The sequence below is a fragment of the Actinophytocola algeriensis genome (assembly GCF_014203735.1).
In the GTDB taxonomy this organism is placed as follows: domain Bacteria; phylum Actinomycetota; class Actinomycetes; order Mycobacteriales; family Pseudonocardiaceae; genus Actinophytocola; species Actinophytocola algeriensis.
Genome location: NZ_JACHJQ010000002.1, coordinates 16491 through 34005, shown reverse-complemented (window position 1 = coordinate 34005; position 17515 = coordinate 16491). Strand labels below are relative to the sequence as shown.

13 protein-coding genes and 1 pseudogene are annotated in these 17515 nt (G+C 72.2%); 6 read left to right on the top strand and 8 right to left on the bottom strand.

Annotation, left to right across the window (positions count from 1 at the left end; all coding sequences use genetic code 11):
- The first annotated feature begins 198 nt into the window (after positions 1–198).
- Both FHR82_RS06420 and FHR82_RS06415 read left to right on the top strand, forming a co-directional pair.
- Positions 199–2949: an ATP-binding protein gene (locus tag FHR82_RS06420; protein WP_184809380.1), complete on the top strand. Its 2751-nt coding sequence runs from the start codon at positions 199–201 to the stop codon at positions 2947–2949.
- 286 nt (positions 2950–3235) lie between these two features.
- Positions 3236–4639: a dihydrolipoyl dehydrogenase family protein gene (locus FHR82_RS06415; protein ID WP_184809379.1), complete on the top strand. Its 1404-nt coding sequence runs from the start codon at positions 3236–3238 to the stop codon at positions 4637–4639.
- Positions 4640–4947: 308 nt separating this feature from the next.
- On the opposite strand, the gene mycP is transcribed toward FHR82_RS06415, so the two are convergent.
- From mycP to FHR82_RS06390, 5 genes and pseudogenes are all read right to left on the bottom strand, one after another.
- Entirely contained in the window at positions 4948–6345 is a 1398-nt protein-coding gene (gene mycP, locus FHR82_RS06410; protein WP_184809378.1) for a type VII secretion-associated serine protease mycosin, read from the bottom strand.
- Positions 6346–6415: 70 nt separating this feature from the next.
- Positions 6416–8128 carry an ABC transporter ATP-binding protein gene (locus FHR82_RS06405; protein WP_184809377.1) on the bottom strand — a complete coding sequence of 571 codons (1713 nt, stop codon included), beginning with the start codon at positions 8126–8128 and terminating at the stop codon, positions 6416–6418.
- Positions 8125–9843, bottom strand: coding sequence for an ABC transporter ATP-binding protein (locus FHR82_RS06400; protein WP_184809376.1), 1719 nt, complete (start codon positions 9841–9843; stop codon positions 8125–8127). Before FHR82_RS06400 ends, FHR82_RS06405 begins: the two co-directional genes overlap by 4 nt.
- A pseudogene (locus FHR82_RS06395) lies at positions 9836–10330 on the bottom strand (serine hydrolase); the annotation flags it as partial. The gene FHR82_RS06400 and the pseudogene FHR82_RS06395, both read right to left, overlap by 8 nt.
- On the bottom strand, positions 10329–11225 hold the full coding sequence (locus FHR82_RS06390) for an alpha/beta hydrolase (protein ID WP_184809375.1): 897 nt from the start codon (positions 11223–11225) through the stop codon (positions 10329–10331). The pseudogene FHR82_RS06395 and the gene FHR82_RS06390, both read right to left, overlap by 2 nt.
- A 94-nt stretch (positions 11226–11319) precedes the next feature.
- Between FHR82_RS06390 and FHR82_RS06385 the strand changes: the two genes are divergently transcribed.
- Complete coding sequence (locus tag FHR82_RS06385; RefSeq protein ID WP_184809374.1) at positions 11320–12354, top strand: PucR family transcriptional regulator; 1035 nt, start codon at positions 11320–11322, stop codon at positions 12352–12354.
- Positions 12351–12854: a hypothetical protein gene (locus tag FHR82_RS06380; RefSeq protein WP_184809373.1), complete on the top strand. Its 504-nt coding sequence runs from the start codon at positions 12351–12353 to the stop codon at positions 12852–12854. The genes FHR82_RS06385 and FHR82_RS06380 overlap by 4 nt, the downstream gene beginning before the upstream one ends.
- Before the next feature lie 282 nt (positions 12855–13136).
- On the opposite strand, the gene FHR82_RS06375 is transcribed toward FHR82_RS06380, so the two are convergent.
- Positions 13137–14342: an amidohydrolase gene (locus FHR82_RS06375; RefSeq protein ID WP_184809372.1), complete on the bottom strand. Its 1206-nt coding sequence runs from the start codon at positions 14340–14342 to the stop codon at positions 13137–13139.
- A 141-nt stretch (positions 14343–14483) separates the two neighbouring features.
- Here FHR82_RS06375 and FHR82_RS06370 point away from each other — a divergent pair, with 141 nt between their 5' ends.
- Positions 14484–15386, top strand: coding sequence for an SDR family NAD(P)-dependent oxidoreductase (locus FHR82_RS06370; RefSeq protein WP_311770918.1), 903 nt, complete (start codon positions 14484–14486; stop codon positions 15384–15386).
- A gap of 272 nt (positions 15387–15658) precedes the next feature.
- Here the strand turns inward: FHR82_RS06370 and FHR82_RS06365 are convergent, their stop codons facing one another.
- Together FHR82_RS06365 and FHR82_RS06360 are read right to left on the bottom strand one after the other, a co-directional pair.
- A complete protein-coding gene (locus FHR82_RS06365) occupies positions 15659–15958 on the bottom strand; it encodes a ubiquitin family protein (RefSeq protein WP_184809371.1) in 300 nt (99 codons plus the stop codon).
- Positions 15955–17067, bottom strand: coding sequence for a WD40/YVTN/BNR-like repeat-containing protein (locus FHR82_RS06360; protein ID WP_184809370.1), 1113 nt, complete (start codon positions 17065–17067; stop codon positions 15955–15957). Before FHR82_RS06360 ends, FHR82_RS06365 begins: the two co-directional genes overlap by 4 nt.
- 196 nt (positions 17068–17263) lie before the next feature.
- Between FHR82_RS06360 and FHR82_RS06355 the strand changes: the two genes are divergently transcribed.
- Positions 17264–17479 (top strand): hypothetical protein, encoded by a 216-nt coding sequence (locus tag FHR82_RS06355; protein ID WP_184809369.1) that lies wholly within the window; start codon positions 17264–17266, stop codon positions 17477–17479.
- Positions 17480–17515: the final 36 nt, after the last annotated feature.

Sequence of the window (17515 nt, the reverse complement as noted above, 5' to 3'; positions counted from 1 at the left end):
TTCGCGGGTCACCAAGGGGTGTGGAAGACGCGGGGGCGCGAGCCCACACCTACCTCCGAGACCATGAAACCCGTGATGCGACCGCCCTTTCCTCCGATTGACCCAGACTTTGCGGCCGGATGCACCGCCACCGCACCCGTTCGGCGCCCGTAAACTGGGCCGCGGCGGGGAGTCCTAGGACTTCCGGGGGCGATTGTGGTGGGGGACAAGGAAACGTCGAGAGTTCTGCCGCTGGTGGGCAGGCAGGACTGTGTCGAGATCCTCGCCGGTGTGGTGCACCGGGTGCGGCAGGGCCGGTTCGCGGTCGTGGAGGTGTCGGGGGAGCCCGGCATCGGCAAGAGCAGGGTGCTGGCGGAGGCCGTCAGGCTGGCGCGGGACGCCGGGCTGGTGGTGCACGTCGGCCGCGCGACCCAGTTCGAGCGCGAAGTTCCGCTGGCGACCTTCCGGGACTCGTTCCGGCAGGTGCGGATCGGCGGGAGTGACGTCGACCGGTTCGGTGTCTACTCGGCGGTGCGCAGGCACCTCGAGTGTGTGGCCGGCGGTGCCGCGCTGGTGCTCGACGACCTGCAGTGGGCGGACCAGGCGTCGGTGGAGCTCGTGGAGTTCCTGATCCGGCACCCACCGGAGGCGCCGGTGCTCGTGGTCGTCGCGTTCCGCGGTTCGCGGCCTCCGGTGCGCGTCGTGGACGCGATCACCAGGGCCGGGGAGGGCGCCACGCGCCTGCACCTCGACCCGCTGACCGCGGCGGACGTCCGGGAGCTGCTGCCCTCGGTCGGCGCTGACCGTCGCGACCTGCTGATGCGGGCCTGCCGAGGCAACCCCCTGTACCTGCAGGCACTGATCCGGCTCACCGACGCGCGCCTCGCCGACCTGGTCCGGGAGAGCGACGGCGACGAGCCCGTGTCGGTCGACGAGTTCACGCGGCGCATCCTGCGCACCATCATCGTCGACGTCGCCGCGCTGGACGAGCAGGTGCAGCGGGTCGCGTACGCGGCGGCGGTCGTCGGCGACCACGCGGCGATCGGCCTGGTGGCGCACGTCGCGGACCTGCCGGAGTCCACTGTGGTCAAAGCGCTGGACCAGCTGTGCTGGGCCGGGCTGGGGGACATGGACGGCGCCTGGTTCTGCTACCCGCACCCGCTGATCCGGGCGGCCGCGCACGAACTGGCCGGCCCGGCGTGGCGGTCGCAGGCACACGCCCGCGCCGCGCGGTACCTGCGGGAGCACGACGGCCCGCTGCACCTCGTCGCGCACCACGTGGCGCGGTCGGCCCAGTACGGCGACGACCTCGCCGCGTCGACGCTGGTGCAGGCGGGGCGGTCGGTGGTGTGCCAGGCGCCGGGCACCGCGGTCCGCTGGCTCGGCACCGCGCTGCGCGTGCTGTCGACGACCGGTCCGATGCGGGAGCAGCGGCCGATGGTCATGCTGCAGTACGCGCGGGCGCTTGGCCTGTCCGGCGATCTCAGCCGCAGCTGGGAGGTGCTGCAGGAACTGCTGTGCGACGGCAGCCCGGTCCGCGCGGAGGCGGCCGCGTTCGGCATGGTGATCGCCCGCTTCCTCGGCGACCTGGACACCGCGTCGGCGCTGGTCCACGCCGAACTGCCGCGGGCACAACAGGATCCGGCCGCGGAGGGCAAGCTGCGGGTCCAGCTCGCGGCGCTCGCCGCGTTGGGCGAGCAGGCCGCCGAGGCGATGGACCACGCGCGCCGGGCCGTCGACCTGCTGGGCGGGCGGCGGCCCGCGCTGGCGTCGGCGGCGCGGTCACTGGAGGCGTGGGGGGCGGTGTACGCCGGGCACATCGCGCGGGCGCGAACCGCCGCCCGGGACGCGGCGCGCCTGCTGAACACCGTCAGCGACGTCACGCTGCGCCCGCACGTCGAGCTGCTGGGCCCGTTGGCGTGGGCGGAGATGCGGCTCGGCGACCTCACCGCCGCCACCGAGCACCTCGAGCGGGCGCACGCGGTGGTCGAGCAGGCGCGGCACAGCAGCGCGCTGCCGTACCTGATGGTCGTGCACGCCGCGCTGGAGACCAGGCTGGGGCGCGTGGACTCCGCGTTGCGGCTGGCCGAGCAGGCCGGGCTGCTGGCCGATCAGATGGGCAGCCTGGAGATGCGCGCCATGGCGGACGCGGTGCGGATCCGGCCGCTGCTGTGGACCTCGGGCCCGGCCGCCGCCCTCGCCGCGGCGGACGTGCTGGCCAGTGGCGCTCGCCCCCGGTCGCGAACCTGGTGGCGGATCGGGCAGCTCAACCTGGCCATCGCCCACACCGTCGCCGCGGACGTGCGGCCGGGCCTGACGTTCCTGACCGACCCGGACGTGGCGTGGCCTGCCGACCCGACGACGGAGGTGATCCGCCAGGTGGCGATCGCCAAGGCCCTGGCGAGGACGGACGCGGTAGCGGAGGCCTGGCGAGCCGCGGCGACGGCCGAAGCCGTGGCGGCGGCCGCCTGCCTCGACTACGAACGCGGGCTTTCCTGGTACGCCAAGGCGTTCGTGGCGGCACGCGCTGGCAGCCTCGACCAGGCGACCACCCTGGCCACGCAGGCCGCGACGGTGTTCGCCGCGACGAAGGCACCGGTGGAGGAAGCGCAAGCCCACCACCTGGCGGGCGTGACCCATGCCCGCCGAGGCGACCACGGCCGCGCCGAGGAGTCGTTCACCCGCGCCACCACCGGCCACCTGGCGTGCGGCGCCCACTGGCTGGCGTCCACAGTGGACCTGGACCGGCAGCGGTACGCGCGGGCGACCGGCGAGACGCCGGCGGGGGTCCTGACCCGCCGGGAACGCGAGATAGCCGACCTGGTGGTAACCGGCCTGTCGAACCAGGAGATCGCGACCCGCCTGTTCCTGAGCCGCCGGACCGTCGAGTCCCACCTGTCCCACATCTTCCCGAAGCTGAACGTCCGCACCCGGTCGGCACTCGTGCACCGCCTCGGCAAGCCCGCGTAGCCCCGGCTGCTCTGTTCGGGTGAAAGGGAGTCCGCCTTTCGTTATGGCGGCGCGCCGTGCGGCGACCTAACTTCGTGCAAGCTCCCACTGATCGTGTTCGGTCTCGTCGTGTTGCTGCTCAACGAGATCCACCGCCGGAGCGCCTACCTGATCCCGATCACCGCCGACCTCCGCATCGACGTGCGCGCGGGGTGATCGCGACACGCGGGCCCTGCCGGCTCGCACGTCCGGCCTCGTGCGGGTTCAATCGACGGCGACCACGCTCGCGGCGATCAGGAGTGCACACATGGACAGGGCCGAGTACGACGTGATCGTCCTGGGGGCCGGGGCGGTCGGGGAGAACGTGGCCGATCGCGCCGTGCAGGGCGGGCTGTCCGCCGTGCTCGTGGAGAGCGAGCTGGTCGGCGGCGAGTGCTCGTACTGGGCGTGCATGCCGTCCAAGGCCCTGCTGCGCCCCGGGCACGTGCTCCGGGCCGCGCGCCAGGTCCAGGGCGCAGCGCAGGCGGCCACCGGTGATCTCGACGTCGCCGCGGTGCTGAAACGCCGGGACTCCTTCACCAGCGACTGGTCCGACGACGGGCAGGTCGGCTGGGTCGAGAGCGCGGGCATCGGGCTCGTCCGAGGGCACGGGCGGATCACCGGCGAGAAGGAGGTCACCGTCGGGGAGACCGTGTTGACCGCGCGGCACGCGGTGGTCGTCGCCACCGGTAGTGACGCGCTCGTGCCCGACATCCCCGGCCTGCGGGACGCGCGGCCGTGGACCAGCAGGGAGGCGACGAGCGCGAAGGCGGCGCCCGCGAGCCTCGCCATCATCGGCGGGGGAGTGGTCGCCACCGAGATGGCCACCGCCTACGCGTCGTTCGGCACCGCCGTCACGCTGGTCTCCCGCAGCGCGCTGCTCGGCGGCATGGAGCCGTTCGCGGGGGAGGCGGTCGCGAAGGCACTGCGGGAGCTGGGCGCCACCGTGCTGCTGGACACGTCGCCGACGTCGGTGCGCCGCGACGGGGACGACGTCGTGATCGAGACCTCCGCTGGCACGACGGTCACCGCCGCCGAGGTGCTCGTCGCCACCGGCAGGACGCCGCGCACCGGTGACATCGGCCTCGACACCGTCGGGCTGGCATCGGGCCGCTGGCTCGAGGTCGACGACACGATGCGCGTCCCCGGCGTCGACTGGCTCTACGCGGTCGGCGACGTGAACCACCGCGCGCTCCTCACCCACCAGGGCAAGTACCAGGCGCGCGCGGCGGGCGACGTGATCGCGGCCCGCGCGCAGGGCAGGCCGGTCGCCGACGGCGCGTGGGGCACGCACGTCGCGACCGCCGACCACGAGGCCGTGCCGCAGGTGACGTTCACCGACCCCGAGGTCGCGTCGGTCGGGCTGACGGCCGCCGCGGCCGAGGCCAAGGGCTACGAGATCCGGGTCGTCGACTACGAGATCGGCAACGTGGCGGGCGCGAGCGTCCACGCCGACGGGTACGCGGGCACCGCGCGCATGGTGGTCGACGAGAAGCGCCGCGTGGTGCTCGGGGTGACGTTCGTGGGCCAGGACGTGAGCGAACTGCTGCAGGCCGCGACGGTCGCGGTCGTCGGCGAGGTCCCCATCGACCGGCTGTGGCACGCGGTACCCGCCTACCCGACGATCAACGAGATCTGGCTGCGGCTGCTCGAGACGTACGGTCGCCCGTAGCAGAGCCGGGACGCGTCAGCGACGTGGTGCCCAGACCGCGACCTCGGCGATGGCGTCGAGCACCGCGTCGTCGACGTGACCGTGGACGGGCTCGGTCTCGGCGCAGACCCATGCGCCGCGGGTGTCGCCGCGACGAGCGGCGTTGCGCGCGTCCGCCTTCTTGGCACCCAGGTCCCGCGCCAGAGGGGAGGACCGCCGCCCGAACAGCTCATCTTCTCCGAATCTTTTAACAGTTATTAGCTATAGAGATGTCCAATATTTTTCTCAGAACACCGGTGGGTCACCAAACCCGGCACGGAAGAAGCGAGTCAGCCCGAGCGGCGGTTGCGGCGCACGGTGTGCACCACGAACAGGGTCAGCAACAACAGGCCCCCACCACCAGCCGTGCCGATGATCGCGACCTGGGCCGGACCCCAGTCGCGTTCGTACGGTGGGGGCATCTCGAACGGCACCGCCACGGCCTCGTCCGGTGGGAGGTTCGATTCGGCGGGGATGAAGGCGGTCAGCGCGGCGATCGGGTCGATCATGCCGTGGCCGACGACGTTGTCGCGGCCGTCGGTCGCGGCCGGGTGGGCGGCCGTCGCTGTGATGCGGTGCATGACCTGGCGTGCGTCGAGGTCCTCGAAGCGGTCGCGGACCAGGGCGGCGAGGCCCGCGACGTACGGGGCGGCGAAGCTCGTGCCCTGGATCGGCGCTTCCTTGCGGTCCTTGTCGAACGTCCGGTTCACGAGTTGGTTCGGGTTGGCCGGGTCGAGTGACACGATGTCGGTGCCCGGCGCGGCGACGGACACCCACGGGCCCTGGATGGAGAACTCGGCCGGCTCGCCCGACTCGGTCATGGCGGCGACCGACAGCACGTGGTCGGTGAACCAGGGTGGGAACACGATCTGGGTGGGTTTGCGCGGGTCGGGGCCGTTCTGCGTGGTGCAGTTGCCCTCGCCGACGTTGCCTGCCGACGCGACCACGACGATGTCCCGTTCCTCCACGGCGTACCGGAGCGCCGCCTGCAGCTGACGTTCCTCGTCGCGGATGGGGCCGAGGCTCACGGGGCGGCAGTTGTTCACCGACATGTTGATCACGGTGACGCCGTCGGTCGTGGCGGCGCGGATGATCGCCTTGGTGAGGGTCGTCAGGCTGCCTGCGGGCTGGGGCTCGTTCGTGTCGGGGTTGGTGAACGAGAAGTTGGAGCTGGTCTGCCGGATGCTGACGATCCGCGCGGCCGGCGCGATGCCCTGGAACCCGATCGCCTCGTCTGGCGGGTCGGCGGCGATGATGCCCGCGACCGCCGTGCCGTGGCCGTCGCAGTCGTCGAGGCCGTCGCCGCCGCGGGCCACGTAGTCGCCGCCCGCTTCGAGGCGGCCGCCGAAGTAGGTGTGGTCGGACACGCCGGTGTCGATCACCGCGACCTTCTGGTCCACACCGGTCGCGAACGTCGCGAGTTCGCGGAACCGCAGCCGGTCCTGCCCCCACGGTTTGTGCTCGATCGCCTTCACGGCAGGCAGGGAGCTGATGCAGGGGGTTTCCTGCACGTAGTCCCGGTCGGGCTGCCCGTCGTCGCCCGGCACCTCGAACCCGTCGGGCAGCGGCGGCGGGACCGCCATCTCCTCTTCCTCGGGCGGCGGCTGCGCCCCGGCCACGCCGGGCACGAACGCCGACGCGGCGATGGCACATGCGAACACCGCGACCCAGCGACCGGCCGAAACCACGCGTGCTCCCCCCAGGAGTCATCGACGAGCGGCCAACTATACGGGGCGCGGCCCCCCGGCTGTCCGTCGTTCAGTCAGCGGCCGGGGTCATGGACAGGTGCCAGTAGTCGGCGTAGCGGCCGCCGTGGCGCAGCAGCTCCTCGTGGGTGCCCTGTTCCGTCACGCGGCCGTTGTCGAGGAAGACGATGTGGTCGGCGCGCCGGACCGTGCGCAGCCGGTGGGCCACCATCACCACCGTGCGGCCCGCCATCAGGCGTTCGATGCCCGCGTGGACCGCCGCCTCGTTCACCGGGTCCAGCGCGGAGGTGACCTCGTCGAGCAGCACGACGGGAGCGTCTTTCAGCAGGGCGCGCGCGATCGAGACGCGCTGGCGTTCACCGCCCGACAGCAGCGCGCCGCCTTCGCCGACGTGTGCGGCCCAGCCACCGGGGAGTCGGTCGATCACCTCGTCCAGCCGGGCCGCGGTCACCGCGGCCCGGACTTCGGCGTCGGTGGCGCCGGCGCGGCCGAGGCGGACGTTCTCCTCGATCGTGCCGTCGAAGAGGTGGACGGCCTGGAACACGAAGGCGATGCGGGACATCAGCACCTCGCTGGCCACGGCGCGGACGTCCACGCCGCCGACCCGCACGGCGCCCGCGTCGACGTCGTAGAACCGGGCCAGCAGTTGCAGGAGCGTGCTCTTGCCGGCACCGGACGGGCCGACGACGGCGAGCCGCCGTCCTTCGGGGACCGACACCGACACGTCGTCGATGACCGTGTGGTCGCCGTGCCGGAAGACAACCGAGTCGAACTCCAGGTCGTGGCGGTCCGGTTCGACCGGGTCCGGCGGCTCCGGCAGTGGCGGGGTGTGCAGCACCGCGTCGAGCCGGACCAGTTCGGCGCGGGCGCCGCGGAGTTTGCCGCTGATGTCCGACAGCGACAGCAACGGGTCGGCGCTGCGGGCGGCCAGCACCAGGATGGTCAGTACCTCGGGGACGCCGATGTGCCCACCGAGTGCGAGGTAGGCGCCCAGGACCAGCAGGACGGTGAACACGGCCTGCACCGCGAGCGCCAGTGCCACCACGCCGGGCAGTGCCGACAGGACGGTGCGGCGGGACGCGCGCTGGAGTTCGGTGAGCGAGTCGTCGAGCAGCCGGAACCGTTCGGTCGTCCGGCCACCGGCCCGCAGCACCGGCTGGGCCTGGAGGTACTCGATGACGCGCCCGGCGGCCTCGTGCCTGCGTTCCGCGCGTTCCGCGTCGTGGACGGCCATCGCGCGGCCCGTCCACACCTGAATCGCCGCGACGACCGGTGCGGCGGCGAGCGCGGCCAGCCCGAGCTGCCAGTTGAAGGCGAGCATGACGGCGACGATCGTCAGGGGAGTGACGCAGGCGGAGATGAACGGGGCGAGCAGGTGCGCGATCACGCCCATCGCCTGCAGGACGCCGTTGCTGGCCAGGACGGACAGCTGCCCGACGCGGTCGGCGCTGTACCAGCCGATGGGCAGGCGGGCGAGGTGGTCGCCGAGCCGGTGGTACATGGCGCGCAGCAGGGTGGTCCCGGCGCGGAAGCCGGACAGGTCGCTGACGTAGCGCAGCACGGCGTAGATGGCGACCGCGGCGCCGAAGCCGGCGAGCGGGAGCCAGACGTCGCCGGGTTCGCTCCCGAACAGCGCCCGCAGCACGGGAACCAGCAGTGCGTAGGACAGGCCTTCGGCGATCGCGGTCGTCGTCATCAGGGCCACGGTGCGGCGCACCGGCGGGGCGTGCTCGGGCCCCAGCACCTTGAGCAGCAGGCGGATCACCGGACCTCCTCTTCTCTTGTCTGCCAGAACGCGGCGAACTTTCCTTGCTGTGCCAGCAGTTCCGTCGGTGTGCCGCGTTCGGCGACCGTGCCGTTCTCGAGCAGTACGACGGTGTCGGCGTCGGCGACGGTCTCGAGGCGGTGGGCGATGACGAGGATCGTCCGGTCGCCGTCGAGCGTCGCGAGGGCCTGGCGCACGGCGTGTTCTGTTTGTGGGTCGGCGAAGGCGGTGGCCTCGTCGAGGACGAGGACGGGGGTGTCGGCGAGCAGGGCGCGGGCGATCGCGATCCGCTGCGCCTCACCCCCGGAGAGCCCGGTGTCCTCGCCGATCACGGTGTCGTAGCCGCGGGGCAGTTCGAGGATCCGGTCGTGGATGTTCGCGAGCCGGGCGGCGCGCACGACGTCGTCGTGGCCGGCGTGCGGGACCGCCAGCGCGATGTTGTCGGCGACGGACGCGCGCAGCAGGCGGACGTCCTGGAACACGAACGAGACCAGCCGGTAGAGCGCCTGGCTGCCGAGGTCGCGCAGGTCGACGCCGCCGAGGACGACCGAGCCGTGTGCGGGGTCGAAGAACCGCGGCAACAGCTGGACCAGGGTGGACTTCCCGCTGCCCGACGGGCCGACGACGGCGGTGACCGTTCCCGGTTCGAGGACGAGGTCGATGCCGCGCAGCACCTCGTGCCCGGTGACGTAGCCGAACCGGACGTCACGCAGTTCCACGCGGTGGCCCTGGGGTGCGACGGGGTGCGCGGGTTCGGGCAGCGGTCGCACGGTGAGCACGTCGCGGATCCGGCCGACCGCGCGCCGGGCGGTCTGGGTGTCGTCGAAGCCGTGGCCCAGTGCCGCGACCGGTGCGGTCAGGCCGAGCCCGAGGAGCAGGAAGGGCAGCAGGTCGGCGGGTGCCATGCCGCCGTTGGTGATCAGCGCCGCACCGCCGGTCAGCACGGCGAGCAGCACGAAGGGTGGTGACAGGGCCACCTGCATGCCAGCGCCGAGCGGCGCGAGGCCGCGCACCATCCGGAAGAAGCTGGTGGTGAAGTCCGCCACCGCCGCGAGGAAGCGGCGGCTCGCCCGCTCACTCCCGCCGAACGCCTTGACCACCGCGATGCCGTGCACGAACTCCACGACGGAGTCCGCGATCCGCCCCATGGCGGCGTCGAACTCCTTCTGCTCGCGCAGCCGGGCTGGCGTCATCATCAGCGGGACCAGCGCCACGGCCAGCGCCACCGGGATGAGGGTGATCAGCGTGAGCCGCCAGTCGACGGTGAACAGGTAGACCAGCGACACCAGCGGGACGACGAACGCGGCGACGAGCTCGCCGGGGGTGTGGGCGATGAACGGGTGTACGGCGCTCACGTCCTCGCCCGCGACCTTCGCCAGCTCACCGGTGCGGCGGCGGGAGAACCAGCCGATCGGTGCCCGCCCCAGCGCCTCGGCCAGCCGCCTGCGGAACGACAGCTGCACCCGGTCGTCGAGGAGGTGCCCGATCCCGGAGGACGCGGCCGTGCACACGAGCCGGACGAACAGGCCCGCCGCGCCCGCGGTCACGACGAACCAGACGTGGCCGTGGTCGACCGGGCCGGACGCGAGCAGTGCCCGGCCCAGCTCGACCACGGCGAGGAGCGGCGCCAACCCCGCGACGGCGCCGATCACCTGCAGGACGACGACGGTGGTGAAGCTCCTCAGGTGCGGGCGCAGGAGCGCGGTGTCAGACATCGCCGCTCATCGCCTGCTGGTACAGCGCGGTGAGCGCGTCGTCGATGGGGCTCGGCCTGGCCCACCGGATGAGGTTCACGGCGACCGTCATCCGCCGGGTGCCGTGGACCATGGACGTCGTGCCGGCGCCCCAGATCGTGCCGTCGTTGCCCCAGCGGACGCCGAGTCCCGGGAGGTGGAACGGGTGCAGCCCGAGGCCGTAGTCGATCCGTTGCCCGTTCTGGGCGATGACCGGGACGGTGCGCCGCATCTGCTCCAGTGTCGACTCGTCGACGATCTCGCCGTCGAACAGCATGCCGAAGAACCGGTTGAGGTCCGCGGTGGTCGACACGAGCGAAGCGGTGGGCCCGACCCAGGACATGTCGTACACGCTGTAGTCGCCTGGTGGGTCGATCAGGCCGAACAGCGCCTCGTACATCCTCGGGTGCGGGCCCTCGCGGTGGACGGCGTCCAGTGCGGCTTGCAGTGTCCCGGTCATCGCCGTGTCACCCGGCCGCGCCGCGGCGCAGGGCGGCGGCGAGTTCGGAGATCTGCCGGTGGGAGATCTCGGCGGACAGGATGGCCTGCGACCCGTGGAAGGTGCCCGCCCACTGGTGCAGTTCGACCGACACCCCGGCCTGCAGCAGGCGCACCGCGTAGGCGATGTCCTCGTCGCGGTTGGGGCAGAGCTCGGCGCTGCCGACGTAGGCGGGTGGCAGCCCGGACAGGTCGCGGGCCCGTGCCGGGGCCGCGTACTCCGACGCGGGCGCGCCGCCCAGGTAGTGGGTCCACGCCGAGGTGACCTTGTCGCGGGTCATCCAGGGCGTGTCGGTGAAGGTCCGCGCCGACCACGTCTCCTGCCGGTCGTCCAGGCCGGGCTGGTTCAGCAGCTGGAAACAGATCCTCGGCCCCTTCTCGTCGCGTGCCCGCAGCGCGATCCCGGCCGCGATGCCGCCGCCCGCGCTGTGCCCGCCGACCGCGATCCGGTCCGGGGCGATGCCCAGTTCGGCCGCGTGCTCCGCCGCCCAGGTCAGGACCGCGTAGGCGTCGTCGAAGGCGGCAGGGAACGGGTTCTCGGGGGCCAGGCGGTAGCCGACCGAGATCACGACCACGCCCGAGAAGTCGGCGAGTCGCGCGGCCCACGGGTGCTCGGTGTCCAGGTTGCCCATGACGAAGCCGCCGCCGTGCAGCCAGATGACGGCACCCGGCGCGTCGTGCGGGCGGTAGATCCGCACCGGCACGTCCACCTCGCCCGGCACCGTGCGGTCCTCGACCGTCATGCCCGAGGTGTCCGGGGCGGGCACCGCGACGGCCAGCTCGGCGAACTTCTCGCGGGAGGTGACCGGGTCGACCAGGTCGGCCTTGGGGAACAGCGGGATGAACGCTTCGAGTTCGGGATCCATGACGACCATCCTCGCGTCGGCCGCGGCCGAGGTCGTCCGACATCCGTCGCGCATCGGGCCGGGTTCGCGCACCGGTCGTCGCTATCCTGCGGGTATGGAGGCACTGGCCGAGCGGTTGTCGCAGCTGGACTCGCACATCGAGGGCGCGCTCCGGGTCGTGATGTTCTACGACACGCTCATGCGCAGGCGCGTGGATCTGCCGGTGCTCGTCCGCGCGTCGGCGGGCCTGGCCGAGTGCGTCGCGGGGATCCGGTTGCACGGCACGGGCCGGGTGATCCGCTTCGCGCCGGACGGCAGGGAAGCGGCCGAGCCGGCGGCGGCCGCGTCCACCACGGCCCCGATCACCCTCGACGACGAGGAGATCGGCACGGTCTGGCTCGAACGTGCCCGCGACGCCGGTCCCCTCGACGAGGTGGTGCTGGACCGCCTCGCGATCGCGGCCGCGGCGGTCGTCGAACGCTACGGCCCGGCCCGCACCACCATGGCCGACCCGGCGCTCGTCGAGCTGGTGATCAGCGGTGACAGCGACGAGGCAGCGCGGAACCGGGCGCTGCGCCTGCTGGGTTTCGCGGCCGACCTGCCGATCCGCGTCGCCGCCGTCCGCTCGGCTGTTCCGCTCGACCAGGTCGGCGGCCTGATCTGCCCGGGCCGCCCGGTGAAGGCCGCGCCGCTCGCCGAGGTGGGCGTCATCCTCGCCACCACCATGGACACGGCCCGGTTCCCCGACGGCGTGTGCGCGGGCGTCGGCGCCGCGACGCGCCCCGACCGGTCCTGGCAGGAGGCCCGGACCGCGCTGCGCTTCACCACCACCCGGGAGCCGGTCGTCCACTACGACCGGCTGGGTGCGCTGGCGCTGCTCGCGCGGGTACCGGAGGAGGCCGTCCGCGACAACGCCGACGTGGCCGCGATCGGCAGGCTGGCGGGCAACCCGGACGACCTGGCCACCCTGGACGCCTACTGCGCGACCGGTTCCCTGCGCCGCGCCGCCGACCTCCTGCACCTGCACCACACCAGCGTCGCCCGCCGCCTCGACCTGATCGGCCAGGGCCTCGGCATCGAGCTCACCGTCCCCACCGGCCTGACCAGGGCCCGGCTCGCGCTCACCGCGTGGCGGCTGCTGGACGCGTGAGTCAGCCGGCCACGGTTTCGCACGGAAAGGAAACCCATGGCGTTCGTCCGGCGATGTACGGCGACATGACAGAACCACCGGACCGGTTCGCCCTGTTGCGAGAACGGCACGCGGAACTCCTGCGCGCCATGAAGGAGAGCGGCTTCGACCTCGACCCGCCCCCGCTGCGGAACCGAAACGGATTCTTCAACTCCCTGCTGCACGGCGAACGCGAAGAACTCGAACGGACGCGCCTGCGATGGCAGGAATACAAGCGCGCCAAGAAGCTGGCCGACGACATCGACGCCCAGTTCGGCGCCGCCATCCGGCAGGAGGTGGTTCGCGAGCCCGGCTATCGGGCGCTGGAAGTCAAGGTCGCGCAGGAGAAGCGTGCCAAGCGTGCGTGCAAACGCCTGATCGAGTCGATTCGTGCCGCACAGCGGCAGGTCGGCCAGGCACACCAGCGGACGCCGGACGCGGCCACCCGTTCCGTGGTGAGACGGGACATGGCGAACGTGTAGAGGCGGCTCGACAACGTGCAACGGTGCGCCCAGGAGCTGAGGCAGAACCTGTCGGACGGAGGCTCGTTCCAGCCCGGCGAACTGGCCAGTCTCCAGCTCGGCGTTTCCCGGGGCGACAGCCACGAGAAGAGGCGCACGCACTACTCGGATCTCGGAGTCTTGCTCAGCTCCCTCAAGAGAACCGCGGATGCTCTTCTCACCGAGACCTCGCGGCGGAAGAAGGACGCCGAGGCACGACAGCGCCAATACGTGCGGGACGGGCAGATCCGGTACAACCGGCCGTCAGGTGGCCAGGGGTAGCCAGGCTTTGGCGGCCGCGGTCAACGCGGCTGTGCCCAGGTCGAGGGTCGGGTCGATGACCGGGGCGAACAGCGGGGAGTGGTTGGCGGGCAACGCCGCGACCCGCGCGCGGATGTCGTCGATCGAGGTCGCGCCATCGAACTCGGCCGGATCGGCGCCGCCAAGGAGCCAGTAGACCAGTGGGGCACCCGACTCGGTGGCGAGGACGCCCACGTCCTCGCTGCCCGTGACCGGGCCGGGGTCCACGACGATCGGCACCGCGGCGGCAAGGGCCTGGCGGGTGCGTTCGGCTGCTTCCGGGTCGTTCACCGCGGCCGGAAATCCCGTCTCCGCGGTGATCTCCGGGGGTTTCGGGGCGCCTGCCGCGGTTGCCTCGGCGTGCACGATGCGATCCACTGCCGCGAGGGTGCGTTCGCGGACCTTCGGGTCGTAGGTGCGGATGCTGAGCAGCAACTCGGCGTCGTCCGGGATGATGTTCGCGACCGTGCCCGCGTGGATCGCGCCCACCGTGACCACGACCGTGTCCGTGGCGGCGATCTCGCGGGACGCGATGGTCTGCAGCCGCGTGACGACCTGGGCGGCCATCACCACCGGGTCCACCGCGGCCTCCGGGCGCGACCCGTGGCCGCCGCGGCCGTGCAGGGTGATCCGGAGCGAGTCGGCCGCCGCGAACGCCGGGCCCGCGCGCAGACCCAGCACACCGGCGGGGATCGGGGCCACGTGCTGACCCAGCACCACATCGGGCCTGCCGAAGCGCTCGAACAGGCCGTCCGCCACCATCGCCGTCGCGCCGCCGCCGATCTCCTCCGCGGGCTGGCACACCGCCAGCACCGTGCCCGACCACGCCGTGCGGTCCGCCGACAGCGCCCGCGCCGCCCCGATCAGGCACGTCACGTGCACGTCGTGCCCGCATGCGTGCGCCACCGGCGTGTCGTCCACGACGACCGTGCTCGCGTAGGGCAGGCCCGTCTTCTCCTTGACCGGCAACGCGTCCATGTCCGCCCGCAGCAGCGCCGTCGGCCCGTCGCCGTTGCGCAGCACGCCGACCACACCAGTGCCCCCGACCCCCTCGGTCACCTCGAACCCCGCGGCCCGCAGCTCCCGCGCCGCGACGCCGGCGGTGCGCGTCTCCGCGAACCCGAGCTCGGGGTGCTGGTGCAGGTCGCGGTACAGGTCGGCCAAGTCCATGGCGACCACTATCGAGATCCGCGCGGAGATCGGCAACACGGTCACCGCTCGAGCAGCGCGGCGACGTCCGCTGTTCTTGACCGCGGGCCGATCGCACACCATGCTGTCAGCATCTACGTAGACGTTGATGAAGGGCTGGTCGTGCGTCTCCTCGAAGACCGGGCGGTGATCGTGACGGGGGCTGGGCGTGGGCTCGGCCGGGCCTACGCGCTGGACCTGGCCGCGGCCGGGGCGTCAGTGGTCGTCAACGACGTCGACGCGACCGAGGCGCGAGCGGTCGTCGACGAGGTCGGTGCCGCGGGTGGGAGCGCGGTCGCCAGCGGGCACGACGTCAGCGACCCCGACGCCGTCGACGCGCTCGTCGCCACCTGCGTCACCGCCTTCGGCAGGCTCGACGGGCTGGTCAACAACGCGGGCATCTACCACGAGGCGCGGCCGTGGGACGAGCGGCCGGACACCATGCACCGGGCGGTGCTGGTCAACGTGCTCGGCGCGCTGCAGTGTCAGGCCGCGGCCAGTGCCGTCATGCGGGACGGCGGCGGCGGAGCGATCGTCAACGCCTCGTCCGGTGGCATGTTCGGGTTCCCGAGCGTCTCGACCTACGCCGCGACCAAAGGGGCGCTCGCCGCACTCACCTACAGTTCGGCCCTCGACCTGGAAGCAGCGGGCATCCGGGTCAACGCGATCTCCCCGATGGCGCTGACCCGCATGACCGAGAACGCGCTCGGCCGCGACCTCGCGCCGTCCACACAGGACGCGCCGCCGCTCGCCGGGATCGACGGCAAGCTGCCGGAAGCGGTGGCGCCGCTCGTCACGTTCCTGCTCAGCGATCTGGCCGACGGCATCACCGGTCAGTTCCTCCGCTTCGACGGACATCGGGTGTCCGTGGTGACGACCGACCCGTTCGCCGATCATCCGCACGCCAGTGCTGACCGCTGGACGCCGCAAGCCATGGCGGCCGCGTTTCTCGGGCCGCTCGGTCCGCATCTGCAGCCTTACGGTGTTGAGCGGCGCCTGCCGCCGCGGCTGCGCGTTCGTCCGTAGACGAGCCGTCGGATCTGCCTGGCCTTCGCGTTGGGCACGGGGTGCGTTGTCCTCGCCGGACGGGTGTCCTTGCCGGACGGGCTTTGCCTCCGGCGGCTCCTCGCCGGAGGGGCAGGTCTCTGGGATGGCAGGCAGTCTTTTGGGGGTGGTGTGGGCTCGCGCCCTTCCCGCCTTCCCGCCTTCCCGCCGTCTCTCCGTCTCTCCGTCTCTCCGTCTCTCCGTCTCTCCGTCTCTCCCTCCCCTTCTCTCCCCGGGGCAGTGGTTGCGCGTTGTCAGCCTCCCGCCATGGACCCCACCACCAGGAAGGGTTCCGAGCCGTCCGCCACGGGTTTGGGTAGTGGTTTGCCCGGTGGGTCGTGGGACAGGTCCTCCTCGCATGCGAAGTAGCGGACGTAGGCGCGGCGGCGGCCCGTGGTCGCGTCGCGGATGGTGCCTCGCAGTACGGGATAGCGGGCCTCCAAGGCTGCTAGCACCGCGTCCGTCGTCACCTCCTCGGCGAGGTCGAGGCGCACCTCGCCCTCGACACCCGCGAGCTTGCGCAGGTGTGTGGGCAGCTTGACGCGGACACTCACAAGGTCTGCACCTCCACCGACAGCACCGAAGGCAGGTGGCTCACGATCGGCGACCACGTGTCGCCGCCGTCGGGGGAGCAGTAGACCTGGCCGCCGGTGGTGCCGAAGTAGATGCCGCAGTCGTCCAGCGAATCCACGGCCATGGCGTCTCGCAGCACGTTCAGGTAGCAGTTCTCCTGCGGCAGCCCCGCCGTCAGCGGTTCCCACTCGTCGCCGCCGGACCGGGACCGGTACACGCGCAGGCGGCCCTCCGGCGGGTAGTGCTCGGAGTCGCTGGTGATCGGGACGACGTAGATCGTGTCCGGCTCGTGGGCGTGCACCGCGATCGGGAACCCGAAGTCGGTCGGCAGGTTGCCGCTGATCTCCCGCCAGTTGTCCCCGGCGTCGTCGGACCGCATGACGTCCCAGTGCTTCTGCATGAACAGCGTGTCCGGCCGCGACGGGTGCATGGCGAGCCGGTGCACGCAGTGGCCCACCTCCGCGTCCGGGTCGGGGATGCCGTCGGACACCAGGCCGCGGTTGATCGCGGTCCACGACTTGCCGCTGTCCTCGGTGCGGAACGCCCCGGCCGCCGAGATCGCGATGAACAGCCGCTGCGCGTCGTCCGGGTGCTGCATGATCGTGTGGAGGCACAACCCGCCCGCGCCAGGGCCCCATGACGGGCCGGTGCCGTGCTCGCGAAGGCCGGGCAGCTCGTGCCAGCTCGCGCCGCCGTCGGCGGTGCGGAACAACCCGGCGTCCTCGATGCCCGCGTACACCACGTCGGCGTCGAACAACGACGGCTCGAGGTGCCACACGCGTTTGAACACCCACGGCACCTGCGTGCCGTCGTAGTACTGGTGCGTACCGGGATCACCGTCGTAGGCGAACTCCTTGCCGACCGGCTCCCACGACTTCCCGCCGTCGTCCGAACGCTGGATGAGCTGACCGAACCACGCCGTGGACGGCGCCGCGTACAACCGGTCAGGGGTCACGGGCGAGGCCGCGACGTGGTAGACCTCCCAGCCGCCGAAGTGCGGCCCGGACACCTCCCAGTCCGTGCGGGCACCGTCCGAGGTCAGCACGAAAGCACCCTTGCGGGTGCCGACGAGCACGCGAACGCCGGTCATCACTTACCTCCCAGATGTCACGTCACCGTTGACACGGGCGAGTGTGGCACTGGGCACCGACAAAACCGAGCCGTCGACGCGGAGAGACACGATCGGGGGACTCTCGGTGGCCGGACTGGCGCCGACATTGGTGTGAATCACTTGGCGCGGACTGATCGTCTCCCGGGTTGGCAACCGCGGACAGAAGGAGCGACCGATGAGACAGGCCTCGGCCGCGGAGTCGTGCCAGGGACTGGACACCGCGCTGCGGAACAACCTCACCTTCATCGCGCGGCAGCGGGCGGCGCCCGACGCCCAGTCCGCGGCCCGCATCGAGAACCGCCATGCCGTGGTGGACCTCGCCGCCTTCGAACAGGTCCGCGAACCGGGCAGGTTCCTGATCCGCCGCGCCGTCGTCGAACGCGTCGGCTGATGCGCGGACCGGCGGCACGCCCTGCAGGCGCACCGC